Origin of the sequence: Bacillus sp. BS3(2021), assembly GCF_021043345.1 — a bacterium.
GTDB classification, from domain to species: Bacteria; Bacillota; Bacilli; order Bacillales; family Bacillaceae; genus Bacillus; species Bacillus paralicheniformis.
The window spans coordinates 83486-98037 of sequence record NZ_JAJNDM010000007.1 but is presented as its reverse complement, the minus strand read 5'-3'; the positions used below and the strand labels follow the sequence as shown (position 1 = coordinate 98037).

15 protein-coding genes are annotated in these 14552 nt (G+C 43.6%); 13 read left to right on the top strand and 2 right to left on the bottom strand.

The genetic code is table 11. The features are described from left to right. The first annotated feature begins 26 nt into the window (after window positions 1-26). From LQ247_RS16190 to LQ247_RS16175, 4 genes are all read left to right on the top strand, one after another. Window positions 27-875 (top strand): PRD domain-containing protein, encoded by an 849-nt coding sequence (locus LQ247_RS16190; RefSeq protein WP_231006288.1) that lies wholly within the window; start codon window positions 27-29, stop codon window positions 873-875. A 248-nt stretch (window positions 876-1123) separates the two neighbouring features. After that, window positions 1124-2236 (top strand): Rap family tetratricopeptide repeat protein, encoded by a 1113-nt coding sequence (locus LQ247_RS16185; protein ID WP_105979195.1) that lies wholly within the window; start codon window positions 1124-1126, stop codon window positions 2234-2236. Next, window positions 2233-2355 (top strand): PhrK family phosphatase-inhibitory pheromone, encoded by a 123-nt coding sequence (locus tag LQ247_RS16180; protein ID WP_011197633.1) that lies wholly within the window; start codon window positions 2233-2235, stop codon window positions 2353-2355. Before LQ247_RS16185 ends, LQ247_RS16180 begins: the two co-directional genes overlap by 4 nt. 161 nt (window positions 2356-2516) lie before the next feature. Continuing rightward, on the top strand, window positions 2517-3275 hold the full coding sequence (locus LQ247_RS16175; protein WP_149169543.1) for a class I SAM-dependent methyltransferase: 759 nt from the start codon (window positions 2517-2519) through the stop codon (window positions 3273-3275). A 392-nt stretch (window positions 3276-3667) separates the two neighbouring features. On the opposite strand, the gene LQ247_RS16170 is transcribed toward LQ247_RS16175, so the two are convergent. Next, entirely contained in the window at window positions 3668-4555 is an 888-nt protein-coding gene (locus tag LQ247_RS16170; RefSeq protein WP_231006323.1) for a DMT family transporter, read from the bottom strand. Between the two features lie 137 nt (window positions 4556-4692). On the opposite strand from LQ247_RS16170, the gene pdxR reads away from it, so the two are divergent. The 7 genes from pdxR (at window position 4693) to LQ247_RS16135 (ending at window position 11118) form a co-directional block, all read left to right on the top strand. Continuing rightward, window positions 4693-6114 (top strand): MocR-like pyridoxine biosynthesis transcription factor PdxR, encoded by a 1422-nt coding sequence (pdxR, locus tag LQ247_RS16165; protein WP_231006287.1) that lies wholly within the window; start codon window positions 4693-4695, stop codon window positions 6112-6114. Between the two features lie 101 nt (window positions 6115-6215). Next, window positions 6216-7133 (top strand): DMT family transporter, encoded by a 918-nt coding sequence (locus LQ247_RS16160; protein WP_231006286.1) that lies wholly within the window; start codon window positions 6216-6218, stop codon window positions 7131-7133. 119 nt (window positions 7134-7252) lie between these two features. Beyond that, on the top strand, window positions 7253-7972 hold the full coding sequence (locus LQ247_RS16155; RefSeq protein ID WP_003179658.1) for a YebC/PmpR family DNA-binding transcriptional regulator: 720 nt from the start codon (window positions 7253-7255) through the stop codon (window positions 7970-7972). 144 nt (window positions 7973-8116) lie between these two features. Next, window positions 8117-8326 carry a helix-turn-helix transcriptional regulator gene (locus LQ247_RS16150; protein ID WP_095292928.1) on the top strand — a complete coding sequence of 70 codons (210 nt, stop codon included), beginning with the start codon at window positions 8117-8119 and terminating at the stop codon, window positions 8324-8326. Further along, window positions 8319-8633, top strand: coding sequence for a DUF2178 domain-containing protein (locus tag LQ247_RS16145; RefSeq protein WP_231006285.1), 315 nt, complete (start codon window positions 8319-8321; stop codon window positions 8631-8633). Before LQ247_RS16150 ends, LQ247_RS16145 begins: the two co-directional genes overlap by 8 nt. A 159-nt stretch (window positions 8634-8792) precedes the next feature. Further along, a complete protein-coding gene (locus LQ247_RS16140) occupies window positions 8793-10250 on the top strand; it encodes an aldehyde dehydrogenase family protein (RefSeq protein ID WP_095292924.1) in 1458 nt (485 codons plus the stop codon). A gap of 16 nt (window positions 10251-10266) precedes the next feature. Beyond that, on the top strand, window positions 10267-11118 hold the full coding sequence (locus tag LQ247_RS16135; RefSeq protein ID WP_020450500.1) for a methyl-accepting chemotaxis protein: 852 nt from the start codon (window positions 10267-10269) through the stop codon (window positions 11116-11118). Window positions 11119-11275: 157 nt separating this feature from the next. On the opposite strand, the gene cyoE is transcribed toward LQ247_RS16135, so the two are convergent. Continuing rightward, window positions 11276-12193 (bottom strand): heme o synthase, encoded by a 918-nt coding sequence (gene cyoE / locus LQ247_RS16130; RefSeq protein WP_023855785.1) that lies wholly within the window; start codon window positions 12191-12193, stop codon window positions 11276-11278. A 128-nt stretch (window positions 12194-12321) separates the two neighbouring features. Between cyoE and LQ247_RS16125 the strand changes: the two genes are divergently transcribed. Next, window positions 12322-12927, top strand: a complete 606-nt coding sequence (locus LQ247_RS16125; protein ID WP_020450502.1) for a TetR/AcrR family transcriptional regulator — start codon at window positions 12322-12324, stop codon at window positions 12925-12927. A 147-nt stretch (window positions 12928-13074) separates the two neighbouring features. Then, window positions 13075-14499: an SLC13 family permease gene (locus LQ247_RS16120; protein WP_023855784.1), complete on the top strand. Its 1425-nt coding sequence runs from the start codon at window positions 13075-13077 to the stop codon at window positions 14497-14499. Window positions 14500-14552: the final 53 nt, after the last annotated feature.

Here is a 14552-nt window from a genome sequence, read left to right as displayed (position 1 = left end):
ACCGCATTCATGAAAAGGTGATGGCGATGTTTAAAATAAAAAAGGTTTTAAACTCGAGTGTGGTACTGGCTGAAGATCAGAACCGACAGGAGATGGTTTTATGCGGCAGAGGCATCGGTTACGGACGAAAACCTGGGCATATGATTGAAGAAAAACAGGCTGATCAAGTGTTTATGCCAGTGGACAATATGAAGGCAAAAGAATTTCTCCAACTGTTGGATTCAATACCGCAAGAATTTATTGAATTGACACAGCAAATTGTTCATTATGCAGAAGAAAAATTAAAAACAAAGCTAAATTCCGGCGTTTACTTTACATTAATGGATCACTTGAATTTTGCAGTAGAGCGTTATAAAAAGAACATCAATATTACGAATCGCGTCTACTGGGAAATTAAAAACTACTATACGGAAGAGTTTGAGGGAGGGAATTATGCGCTGCAGCTCATCAATGAAAAACTGGGGATCCAATTACCGAAAGAGGAAGCGGCAAATATTGCGTTCCACTTAATTAATGCATTAGGAGAAGAAACAGAATCAAAAAATGGAATGAAGTATGCAAAAATGATCGGGAGCATAGTCAATCTTGTCCGGTACACATTAAATATGAAATGGGATCAAGAAAATATCCATTACAGCCGATTTATCACACACGTTAAATTTTTTGTTGAAAGATTTTACGCTGATAAATTGCTGGCAGATCAGGAGAATGAATTGTTTGAGCAAATTGCTAATTTATATCCGCAAGCAATGGATGTCGCTTTCAAAATTAAGGACTATATCAAGCAGGTACACGGAATCGTCATTCCGAACGATGAACTAACATACTTGGGAGTCCATATTCATCGATTGATTTCTTATCAGCAATTAAAATAAATGAAGAACCACTTGCCTTTGTGGAAGGCGAGTGGTTTCTTGTTTTTGAAAAAGAAGGAGCGTTTTTTGTTTATAGGCAAGATGAGTTGTTGATCTATACCAACAGTTAAAATTGACAACAAAAGGCTTTTTCAATTGTTGACAAAAACATATCACTAATTGACAAAAGGTCATTACAAAAATTTACACATGTGATAAGATCATTTTACAGATAGAGAACAATCTTAAAGAGAAAGAGGGGGTTCGGCATGAGCAAGGTCGCTTCAGAAGTGGTTGCGGGGGTGTTGAACGAATTCCATTTGGCCATTAAAAAGCATGATATTGAGCAGGCAAAGCATCTTTTTGAAGAGGCAAAGTCGATGTTTTCCGGGATGGAAGAGGATCAGAATGTACTGGCTTATTTTTCGCTTCTTGAGGAGCGGTATCGGATGATGCTTTATGATGCGAGAGGAGAGCGGCTGCCGCGGGAGTCTTACTTTAATGATTTGCAAATCGAGTGCATCGAGCAGACGGATCATATGATCGATTACTATTTCTACTTTTTTGAGGCGATGCATGAAGCGTACAACAAGAATGTTGAGCGGGCGATCAGCCTGTACAAGGTTGCCGAGAAAAAACTGGCGAAGGTGCCCGATCAGATCGAAGCGGCCGAGTTTTATTTAAAAGTGTCATGGCTGTATATGTCTCTCCGGCAAAATGCGGTTTCTCTCAATTATGCGAGAGACGCGATGAATATTTACAAAATGCATGACGGGTACGAAAAAAAGTTGGCGATTTCCCAGGTTGTAATGGGGACAAATTACATGCAGATGCAGCGCTTTAAAGATGCGGAGAAGTACTTTGAAGAATCGATCGAAATTTCCAAAAAAATTGACGATTCATTTTTAGAAGCGATGCTTCACCACAATATCAGCATTCTATATTCCAATTCCGGCCGGTCTCAGGAATGCATTCTCGCCGTCCAGCATGCGTTGAGCAATGCCGAATGGTGCGAGTCAAGCTACTATATCAACTCGCTTTACATGCTGATCAGAGAGTTTTTCAAAATCGGCGAAACAGAAGCGGCCCTGTTCTATTATAAAAAAGGACAGGAGGAATTAGAGAAACACGGGAATAAGCATTATGAAAAGAAAATAAATATTATGTATGAGCTGTATTGCCATGAAAACGTAAAAAGCATCAAAGACGACATCGATTCCTTGGACGAGATGAATGATTTAGACGGTGTTTGCGACCTTTCTCTGCTCATCTCAAGCTATTTCGAGAAAAAAGGAGATGACAAGAAAGCGCTGGAATTTGTTAAAATATTCATGAAAGCCGAAAACAAAATGAGATCATTAGGGAGTGAGGTATTGTCATGAAAAAATTGATTCTTTGCTTGTCGTTAACTGCTATGGTCTTAGGCGGAGCAGCTTTATCCCAAAGCCACAATCAGGCGTCAGGCGGCGTTCAAACAGCGGAGCTGCCGGTTGGGGGTTAAGTTTCTGAAGTCCTTTTACAGGGCTTCTTTTTTAAAGACATGAAATGGGGTGCGATTACAGTGAATCTGCAAGAGCATGAAATATAAAAACCTTCCATATTCGCGAGAGGCCCTCCAATCGTTTAAAACATATTTAAACATTAAAATTGGAGGGGAATACTATGAATGACAAAACATTTCTTTCATATTTAAAACACGCAGATAAGCCTTTCAGCGGCTGGGATTTTTCTTTCATTGACGATACGGGAAGAATGAAAAGCGACCTGCTTTCATGGTCATACGGAAGCATGGCTCTGTCTCTTATTCAAGATTCCAAATCCATGCTCGATATGGGGACAGGCGGCGGAGAATTTTTATCGAAATTGGGGCCGTTTCCTTCGTCAGCATACGCTACTGAATGCTATTTGCCCAATGTGCCAGTTGCAAAGGAACGATTGACGCCTTTAGGGGTTCAGGTCGTCCAAATTGATGATGATGAAGATCTTCCATTTGAATCCGGCCAATTTGACCTGGTCATCAATAAACACGAGTCATATTCAGCACAAGAGGTGAGGAGAATCCTTTCAAAAGGAGGACTGTTTCTCACTCAGCAAGTCGGCGGGCATGATTGCGAAGAAATCAATGAAAAACTTGGTGTACCGCTAAATGAAGAATTTAAGGACTGGAACTTGGAAAAAGCGTTAAAAGAAATAGAAAAACATGATTTTAAGGTTTTGAAAAGCAGGGAAGAGTGTCCGACTCAAAGGTTTTATGATATTGGGGCTCTGGTCTATTACTTAAAAGCCATTCCCTGGCAGGCGCCCGGTTTTGAAGTGAATCAATACATGGATGAATTGTATGAGATTCATAAAATGATTGAAGAAAAGGGTTATTTTGACGTCACACAGTACCGGTTTATGATTTTAGCGGAAGCGATTTAAGAAGCAAAAGAGCCTTTTGACATTCGAAAAGGCTCTTTTTCATTCTACAGAAGGAGTACCAGGAATCAAGTCGAATCTTTAAAGGCATACGATTGTAAATCCGTCCGCCCCAAGTGCTCTCCCGTTATCTGCGCAGTGTTTCTTCTCCTTTCATGAACAACTCTCAAAGCGATTGGCGTTCGATTTTTTATAGTGCAAGAAGAAGGAAGAATGTCGGTTTCCGATTTTGAAGGCCATCTTTTGCCTGACAACTGATCGATTAAAAGATGAAACGAGCGTGCAGCATCCATTGGGAAATTTTCGTTTTCGCAAGCGGCGCCCATTCCATTGAAAAAGGATGCCCCCGGGTCCGGACATCCTTTCTAGTTTTCTTGGAGATAAGCAGAATTAAATTATTCGAGTTTGTAAATGCTATTTTTCGTTCCTCTGTATGTAAACAGTACACCGCCTATCGTTATGATTCCCCCGGCAAGTGATAGGAAAGCGGGAATTTCGCCTATCCATACCCATGATATGAAAAGTGTTGCGGCTGGCGTTAAATAAAGCGAAATCGCGGCTTCTGAAGATCCTCTGTGTGAGGTGATATAAGCAAGCGCGAAATATGGGACAACTGTAGGGAGCAATCCTAAATAAACGACACTTGCAGTAGATTGAGTGGAAGCATGAGAAAGCTCTTCGAAAAGCCCGGGCAAAAAGAACAGCATGGGGATCGTTCCTCCCCAAATCGCGTATGAAACAAATGGGATAAAACCGTATTTTTGAATGTAGCGCTCTTGAAAAACGAAATAGATGCTTTCACATATGGCGGCCAGTAAAATGGACAACACCCCAGCCGCCGTGTTTTCAAAGTTTCCGACGCCGAGTGATATAAGCATGACGCCTAAAAAGCTGATCCCTGATCCGAGCCATTTCGCTGCATCAAATCGTTCTGCGAAAAACAGCCTCGCTAACAATGCTGAAAAAATAGGCGTTGTCGTGACCAGGAGGCTTGCCATTCCAGCGCTGACCGTTTCCTCGCCTTGATTGAGCAATGTGTGGTAAGCGGAAAATCCTAAAAAACCGAGCAGCAAAATGATGGGGATGTCCTTTGCCTCCGGCAGGCGCATCCGGACGGCAGCAGCCAGCAATATTAGAGCCGAAGAACCTGACAGCAGCCGAAGCAATGTAAGGTGCTGAGCCGTATAATCCTCCAGCCCGACTCGGATCCCCGGAAAAGCCGAAGCCCAAAAGCCGATCATCAGGCAATATGACAATATGATGTACATCCTCTGTTTCTTCATCATTTTTCAATCTCCTTTTTTAAAAAAACCAACCGGTTTAAATGTGTGTATCCATCTTAATGGACGTTTGGTAAAATGGCTTCAACCAGTTTTGAGAATATAAACCCAACCACATATCGATAAAAGGAGATCCATTTATGCCCCGCGCGCCAAAATACAAACAAATCATTCAATTTATAAAAGAGAAGATTGCAAATGGAGAATGGCCGATCGGCACCAAAATTCCGAGTCAGCGTTCTTTGGCCAAACATTTTGCTGTGAACAGAAGCACGGTGATTACAGCTTTGGAAGAATTAATAGCCGATGGATTAATTGAAGGCAGAATGGGGAAAGGCACGATCGTTATAAACAATACATGGACATTGTTGGCCAAACATTCGACCCCTGATTGGGATAAATACGTGGCAGCCGGATTCCAGCAGCCCAGCCGGAAAACGGTTCAGGAGATTAATCAATCTGAATCGAATTCAACATTGATACAGCTCAGCAAAGGCGAACTTTCAAATGAATTGTTTCCGCTGGACATTATGAAAGAGATGATGGAGAAGGTTGCTCATAACATGGATGCCTTTGGGTATGAGGAGCCGAAAGGTTATCTTCCTTTAAGAGAGGCGTTGAGCAGCTATTTACAAACGGTCGGCATCCACGCTTCCCCGTCTTCCATCTTAATTGTTTCCGGCGCGCTGCAAGCATTGCAGTTAATCGCAATGGGGCTTTTGCAAAGCGGATCAACCGTTTTTCTTGATCAGCCGTCTTACCTTTATTCGCTGCATGTCTTTCAATCTGCGGGAATGAGGATGGCCGGATTGCAAATGGATGAAGAAGGCCTCATGCCAGAAAGCATCAAGATGACGCCAAACATGCGGACGAGAGCCATTTTGTACACCAACCCTTGTTTTCAAAATCCGACCGGAGTGTTAATGTCCAAAAAGCGGAGGGAAGAGATTCTGGCTTTCAGCGAACAACAGCACCTGCCTATCATTGAAGATGATATATACCGCGAATTATGGATTGATGCCCCGCCGCCTGCTCCAATGAAAGCGATGGATAAAAACGGCCGCGTCTTATACATTGGCAGTTTTTCGAAAACGTTGAGCCCGGGATTAAGAATCGGCTGGATCGTCGGCCCGGAGCCGGTCATTGAACGTTTATCAGATATTAAAATGCAGACGGACTACGGCTCGAGTTCACTGTCTCAGAGAGTCGCAGCCGAATGGCTGACATCTGGGCTTTATCAGAAACATTTGGAAAACGTCAGAGAACAGCTAAAAATAAGAAGAAACTTTGTGTTGCATGTGTTAAAAACAGAGTTGGAAGGACTCGCGGAATGGAGCGTTCCAGCAGGCGGCTTCTTTATTTGGCTGAAGATATTGCCGCCGGTATCCATGAAAACTCTTTATGCCAAATCACTTTCAAAAGGAATTCTCTTTAATTCCGGCGCCATATACGGGCAGGAAAGAGGCGATTACATGAGGCTGTCATATGCATTTGCTTCCTGTGAAGACCTGAAGAAAGGGATTACGCAATTAAGCGGACTGATTAAAATGCTGTCTGGTTGATGTGCATGAGTTGAAAATATTTATTCCAAAAGAAATAAATTTTACCTTATTTTTGTTAAACTTAAAAAGGATTTTAAATACATCATGACAGGAGAAACCTTATGCGGAACCCAATTTCAGTTTATTTTTCTTTAGCTCTCGCCATGGCGATCGTCGGGAGTTCGGTTGTTGTCGGCAAGCTGATGGTGAAGACGATTCCGGTGTTTTTGTCGTCTGGCATTCGTTTTTTTATCGCGGCTGCCGTTTTAATGATCTTGCTTTTTTGGATTGAGAAAGGCATTCCCGCTCTATCGAAAAAAGATGTCTTTGTTCTTTTGCTGCAGTCTTTTACGGGTGTCTTTCTGTTCAGCATCTGCATGCTTTACGGGGTTAAGCTGACGACGGGGATGGAAAGCGGCATTATTACGAGCACGACGCCGATGGCTGTCGGTATTTTGGCTTTCTTTTTATTAAAAGAAAAAATAGAAAAGAGAATGGCTGCCGGCATCGTGCTGGCCGTTATCGGCGTGATGGCGATCAACCTGTTCGGGGCCGGCGGCGAAGCGGGGAGCCCTTATGCATTGATGGGAAATCTGTTAATCGCGGCCGCAGTGATCGGTGAAGCGATGTTTACGCTAATGGCAAAATTGCTGTCGCCCCATATTTCCGCATTGGCGATTTCGGCGTTTGTTTCCTTGTTCGGTTTTTTGTTTTTTCTGCCGTTTGCGGTCATTGAGGCTGTCTCGTTTGATTTTAGCGGTCCCGGACTTCTTGATTGGTCATATGTCCTTTATTACGCGCTGATTGTTACGGTGCTTGCTTTTTACTTATGGTACAATGGCGTGACGAAAGTGCCGGCGAGCGTTTCCGGGATTTTCACTTCGGTTCTCCCCGTATCGGCCGTTGTGCTCTCAGGCGTCATTTTGAAGGAGCAATTCACACTGGTTCATTTGACCGGAATCGTGTTTGTAATTGCAGGAATTTTCATTACTGTTTTGAAAAAAGAGCAGAAGAAAGACAGCGGAAAACTCGCATCTTAAGACGGATTTCCAAAAAAATGTCGTAAATTCGATGCATCAATTTGATGAAATCGCCCGGCCCTGCGGTATAATAGATTTTGTGAATGAAAGATTCAATGTTGAAAGAGAGTGGTTACATCATGGGCCGTAAATGGAACAATATAAAAGAGAAGAAAGCGTCCAAGGATGCGAATACGAGCCGAATCTACGCCAAGTTCGGCCGCGAAATCTATGTGGCGGCAAAGCAGGGAGAGCCCGACCCCGAACTGAACCAGAACCTGAAATTCGTGCTAGAGCGCGCCAAAACATACAATGTCCCGAAAGCGATTATTGAGCGGGCGATTGAAAAAGCGAAGGGCGGTTCTGAAGAAAATTATGACGAACTGCGCTATGAAGGCTTCGGGCCGAACGGAGCGATGGTGATCGTTGACGCGTTGACAAACAACGTCAACCGCACGGCTGCCGATGTGCGCTCCACATTTGGCAAAAACGGCGGAAACATGGGTGTGAGCGGATCTGTCGCTTACATGTTTGATCCGACGGCCGTCATCGGCTTTGAAGGGAAAACGGCTGATGAGACGCTCGAATTATTGATGGAAGCGGATATTGATGTCCGTGATATTTTAGAAGAAGACGATGCGGTGATCGTCTATGCCGAGCCCGATCAGTTCCACGCCGTACAGGAGGCGCTGCAAAACGCCGGCATCACAGAGTTCACGGTGGCCGAGCTGACCATGCTCGCGCAAAATGACGTCGCCCTTCCTGAGGATGCGCGTGCGCAGTTTGAAAAACTGATTGACGCGCTGGAAGATTTGGAAGACGTTCAGCAAGTTTACCATAATGTCGATTTAGGGGCGTAAAAAGAAATCGTGAAGTAAAAAGATAGATGAACAGGCGAAAGTCTGTTTTGTCTATCTTTTTTTATTTGTAAAGTTAACTTGACACCTGATTTTTTGTTAAGTATACTTTACGTATAGTAAACTTTACATTCCGATGGAGGAAAGATGAAAACGTTAATAAAGGAAAAGCGCACTTCGCTGAGCATGACACAAGAAGAACTGGCTAAAAGGCTCGATGTGTCAAGGCAAACGGTGATTTCCCTTGAAAAGGGGAAGTATAAACCTTCACTTGTTCTGGCGCATAAACTGGCTCAAATTTTTGAATGTCTGATTGAAGATTTATTTATTTTTGAGGGGGATGAAAATATTGACTGAAACGATGACAAACACACTGATCGCTTTAGCAGGTTTAGGAATAGGTGTGCTCGGGATCGGAATTATTTACAGTGTAAACAGACGGATTGGAAAAAAAGAGAGGCTGTTCGATGAACGCCAGCAGAAAATTAATTATCAGGCTAAGGCGCTCTCCTGGAACATTACAATGGCGGCTATTTTAATGGCCTGGACATTGGCAATTATTTTCCAAGGGATTTCCTTTTCATTTTTCTTAATAACAGGTTTATATATCCTGCAATGTTTATCAATGCTGATCACAACCGTTTACCTTGCGCAGAAAAACTAAGATGGTGCTGTTCCCCTTTGTATCCGGATTTTACCGATTTATCGGTAAAATCCTTTTTTATATCCAAAAGACTCATGAGATTGAATTTTCTTGAAAGACTGCCGATACATAAGATGTAGTCTAACTTTTCCCAAAACTGTTTGATAGGAGATGGACTGAATGATTCAAATGACTGACCTCAACCGTCAATACATAGGAGGGGAATGGAGAGACGGCCAAAGTGAAAGCGTCTTGGCCGATCTGAATCCTTTTACCCATAAAACGATTACCTCTTTTCGGAAAGCGACGCGGGAGGATGTCGATGCGGCGTACAAAGCTGCGCTTGAGGCGAAAAAGAAATGGGATAACGTCAATCCCTATGAAAAAAGAGCGATTTTAGAAAAAGCCGCGGCTTATATTGAAGACAATAAAGAAGCGATCGTGTACCTCATTATGGAGGAACTTGGCGGAACACGGCTGAAAGCGGCTTTTGAAATCGATCTTGTCGTCAATATGATCAAAGAAGCGGCAGGTTTCCCGCTCAAAATGGAAGGTAAAATTCTCCCTTCACCGGTTGATGGGAAAGAAAATCGGATATACCGCATTCCGGCGGGAGTGGTCGGTGTCATCAGTCCGTTCAACTTTCCGTTCTTTTTATCTGTAAAATCGGTTGCACCTGCGCTTGGCGCAGGGAATGGCGTTGTCTTAAAGCCGCATGAAGAAACACCGATTTGCGGCGGCACGCTGATTGCAAAGATTTTTGAAGAAGCCGGTCTTCCGGAGGGACTTCTGAATGTTGTCGTCACGGATATCGGGGAAATCGGCGACAGCTTCGTTGAGCACCCGATTCCGAGAATCATCTCGTTTACCGGATCAACGAAGGTCGGCAGCTATATCGGGCAGCTGGCGATCAAACATTTTAAAAAACCGCTGCTTGAACTCGGCGGAAACAGCGCATTGATCGTTCTTGAGGATGCCGATTTGGAATACGCTGTCAATGCCGCGGCTTTCAGCCGCTTCACACATCAGGGGCAAATCTGCATGTCGGCCAACCGGATTCTCGTTCAAAAAGAAGTGTATCCGGAATTTTTAAAGCTGTTCAGCCAAAAAATCTCCGGGTTTAAAACGGGTGATCCGCTGGATCCTGAAACTGTGATCGGCCCTGTCATTAATGAACGCCAAGCTGAACATTTAAGAAAATCGATTGAGAAAGGCATCGAAGAAGGCGCCACACCGCTTCTGAAAGGCGATATTAAAGGCAATCTCGTCGAGCCGACGATTCTTGCGGATGTCACGTCTGACATGTCTGTCGCCAAGGAAGAGCTGTTCGGCCCGGTTGTGTGCGTCATGCCGTTTGAGACCGAAGCAGAAGCGGTTGAGATCGCGAATGACACTTCGTTCGGACTGAGCGGAGCCGTACACACGGGAAATGTGGAGCGCGGCGTTGCCATCGCGAAGCAAATCGAGACGGGCATGATCCATGTCAATGACACAACGATCAACGACGAGCCACATGTCGCTTTCGGCGGTGAAAAGCAATCTGGAATCGGCAGGCTGAACGGTGAGTGGAGCCTTGACGAATTTACAACGTTAAAATGGATTTCCGTCCAGCACCAGAAAAGGATTTTTCCATATTAAAAGGAGGATTTGATACATGAATGAAGCAGTAAAAACGGACATCCACCCGCTGCTGGATGCTTTTGTGAAAGTGGCGCCGTTTCTGAATCAGCTGATTCAGGACGATGTGACAGTGGGGATTTACGATACTGAAAAGCTGATCGTCAACATTCCGGGAAAGACATTTTCCCTTGATGTCAAAGCGGGTGATCCTTTGCAGGAAGGCGATATTATTACAGACGCCATCCGCCAAAACAAAAAGAAAGTGAGCATGGTGCCTAAGGAACTGTTCGGCTTCCCTCTTGCGGCGAGAGCGATCCCGCTCCATGACGAGAACGGAAGGGTTATCGGCGGAGTCGGACTCGGTACGAGTCTTGAAAAATCGGATCAGCTTCACCGCGTCGCAGAAAGCCTGTCGGTCATCGTCGAGCAGACGGCCTCAGCCATTCAGGATATCGCCGAATCTGTCAGCGGGTTTTCCGGACAAATGTCCGACATTTCCAAGCAGGCGAAAGAAGTCAGTGAAAGCGCCGGAGAAATTGAGAAAATTTCAGTTACCGTAAAAGGCATTTCAGATCAAAGCAACCTGCTCGGACTGAACGCGGCGATTGAAGCGGCGAGAGCCGGAGAGTCAGGAAAAGGGTTCTCCGTCGTCGCCGACGAAATCCGCAAGCTCGCGACACACTCAAAAGAAAACGTCGGGCAGATTGACCAAATCACGAAGAAAATCCACGCGTTATTGAAAGACCTTGAGCATTCGATCGAAGTCATCAATGAACATACGAGCGGCCAGGCCGCCGGCGTTGAACAAATTTCCGCCACCATGCAGGAGATCAGCAGCAACGCGCATAACCTCGCCAAGATGGCGGAACATCATTTTGAAGACTAGATATAGAAAAAAACTGCCTGACAATGTGTCGGCAGTTTTTTTACTAACACTACTACACTAGCGATTGAAATGACTGCCGTAAATATGGCTCATGAGTATGCTCTTTCCCGTCACACTGCAATTCCTTCAAACGTGTAAAAGAGACGAAATCAAATAACTATATATTGAAAATAACTCCGATAAGAGAATAGATAATGACAGTCGAAAAAAGAATTGTCATATGAATCAGAGAGTAAATAAACATGGATTTTGCCCATTTCTCTGAATCCATTTTTTTGTAACCATACACACTAAGAACCAACCATATGACACCTAATATAAGGGAAACAAGCATAATGCCGAGGCTCAAAGAAATAAAAAGGAGACTTGTCCCGATGAGGATGATTAAATAAATATTAGTTTGTATATATGTTCTTTTAACTCCTTTGATAACAGGGAGCATTGGAACTTTCGCAGCCTTATACTCATCATTTTTTCGAATGGCTATAGCATAGAAATGAGGCATTTGCCATATCACAGATGTCACAAAAAGACCGAGAACAGCAGGATGTGTGATGTCCGGATAGACAGCTGACCATCCAATAAGAGGCGGCATAGCTCCGCCGATACTCCCGACCTCTGTATTGTAAACTGTTCTTCTCTTACTCCACATGGTATACGGGACAATATAAAAAAACAATCCTAGAAACCCTAGGAGTGCTGCCAGAGAGGTGGTGAAACCAAGGATTATTACACCAAAAATCATCATAAAGATACCGAGCCATAGAACTGTTTTAGGCTTTATTTCTCCTGTAACGGTTGGTCTGTTTTTGGTTCTCTCCATAATAGAATCTATATCCCGGTCATATAAGTTGTTAAAAGCTCCTGCCGCTCCCATTACTAAAATAGACCCAATTAATGCAAAAAATATTTCTGGTAATTTCTCAGAAAGGCTGATTTTATAAGTATATAAAGATAATGTTAATCCAGAAAACATCGGAATAAGGTTAGATTTAATAATTCCTGTTTTAATGGTTTTTGACAATATGATGGACACAGGTCGTTTATCCGTTTTGATATTATTTTCAATTTGCATGATTCTTCTCCTCTTTTTAATGGCCACACGTTGATTTAGTGAAGTGCTAGTGATACCTTTTAGAATATACATACTATATGGTATGTATATTCTGAACAGTATGATTGTCAATAAGAGGAGGAAGAAGAATGCTTAGAAGAAGGCTAACCCAAAAAGAGCGAAAAGAGGAAACACGTCAATTGTTGTTAGAATCGGCTGTTGAGATTTTTTCGGAGCTTGGCTTTCATGGGGCTTCTGTTGAAAAAATTGCTGAACATGCCGGATTTAGCAAAGGAGCGGTTTACTCCAATTTTAAATCTAAGGAAGAGCTCTTTCTGGCCTTATTGGAACAACAAATGAATTTACAAGTGAATAACATCGATCAAATCATAAATAATCAGCATTCACTTTCATATTTTATTGAAACAATGAATGATCATTTTGTCTCAGTGGTGAAAGAAAATCAAAAGTGGATGATTTTAAATATGGAATTTCTTCTTTATGTGATGCGTAATGAGTCAGTGCGCTACAAATGGTCTTGCATGATCAGGGAGTCTGTGGACCGGATCTCCAAGTCTGTCGCGAAACTAATGTTGAAAGAGAATCATGAGGTTACGCTATCTTCGGAAGAAATCGCTTGGACTATTTTTTCACTTGAAAATGGTCTTGCGATATTCAATTTTATTAATGGAGAAAGCGTCCCGATGAATTTATATGGAAAAGCGCTAAAAAATTTGCTTTCAGCCTCTGAGTGACTTTTTAATAGAAAAGTTGTACTTTTCAATTTCTAGGCTCAGTGTCATACATTAATTTAAATTTTATTTTAAATTTTTTAGAGGAATTTTCCCCGGGCGAAGCGAAAGTGATGAATGGGAAATCGCTTTCAAAGGGGGAAGGGGTAAATGAGAGTATATACACCGACTAAACTGACCGGATTGTTATTGGGGCCGATCAGTTTTTTGCTGATTCTCGGCTTGATACCGGAAGCTGAGTTGGCTTACGCGCCGCGGATCGTTCTTGCGGTTACAGCTTGGACGGCCGTCTGGTGGATTACGGAAGCCGTGCCGATTCCGGCGGCATCGCTCTTGCCAGTCATTTTGCTGCCGACATTGGGCGGTTTAGATATGGAAACGACGGCCAAAGCATACGGCGATCCGATTGTGTTTATGTATATGGGGGGATTTATCATTGCGATCGCCATCGAAAAATGGAATCTTCATAAACGGATGGCCTTGCATATTTTGAAGCGGATCGGGGCTGAAAGCCATCGAATCGTGCTCGGCGTGATGGCGGCGACGGCATTTTTATCGATGTGGATTTCGAATGCTGCCACCGCTTTGATGATGCTTCCCGTAGCGCTTGCAGTTATTAAAGAAGTGCAGGAAAAAGAAATTTTAAAAGGCGAATCGCTGCAGAAGTTCAGCAAAAGCATTTTGCTGGCTGTCGCGTATGCGGCTTCGATCGGCGGACTTGCCACATTGGTCGGTTCCGTCCCGAATGCGGTCTTTGCCGCGATGTCAAAACAGATGCTCAATCACGAAATTATGTTTTTTGAGTGGTTTTTATTCGGGTTCCCGGTTTCCGTTCTGTTTCTTGCTATTTTATATGTTTATTTAACGAAAATAAAATTTAAAGTGAGCGCCTTTCAAGGAAAAAAACCTGATTTTATCGATCATGATTTAAAGGCGCTTGGCGCAATGACGAGGGAGGAAAAATCGGTTTTTGCCGTTTTTTTGTTGACCGCATGTTTGTGGATGTTCAAATTCATCCTGCCGTTTCAAATTTCAGATACGTCGATTGCGATTTTCGGAGCGGTTTTGCTATTTTTAATTCCGAGTACAAAGGATGAACGGATTTTGGAATGGAAGGATATGCAGACGCTGCCATGGGGGCTTCTTCTGTTGTTTGGAGGCGGCTTGTCGCTTGCGGCCGGTTTTTCGGCGACCAATCTGACGGCATGGATCGGCGGCAAGCTCAAGCTGTTGGAAGGCCATCCTTACTTATTTGTACTGATCATTTTGACGGCTGCGATTTTATTTATGACCGAAATCATGTCTAATACGGCTGTCGCCAATATGGTGATTCCGATGACGATCGGTCTTGGCGCCGCGCTTCAGGTCGAGCCGTACGGGCTGATGGCGGCAGCTGCGCTTGCTTCATCATGCGCCTTTATGCTCCCGATCTCCACCCCGCCGAATGCGGCCGTTTTCAGCTCCAATCTGCTGACGATGAAGGATATGGTCAGGGCGGGCTTTTGGCTCAATATCGCAGGTGTCGTCTTGATCGTGATCAGCGTATATTTCTGGCTTCCGGCCGTCTTCCTGTAATGTCCGTGAAAAAGCTCTCACTAGTTTTCTTGCATCATCTGCATTAAAATAAG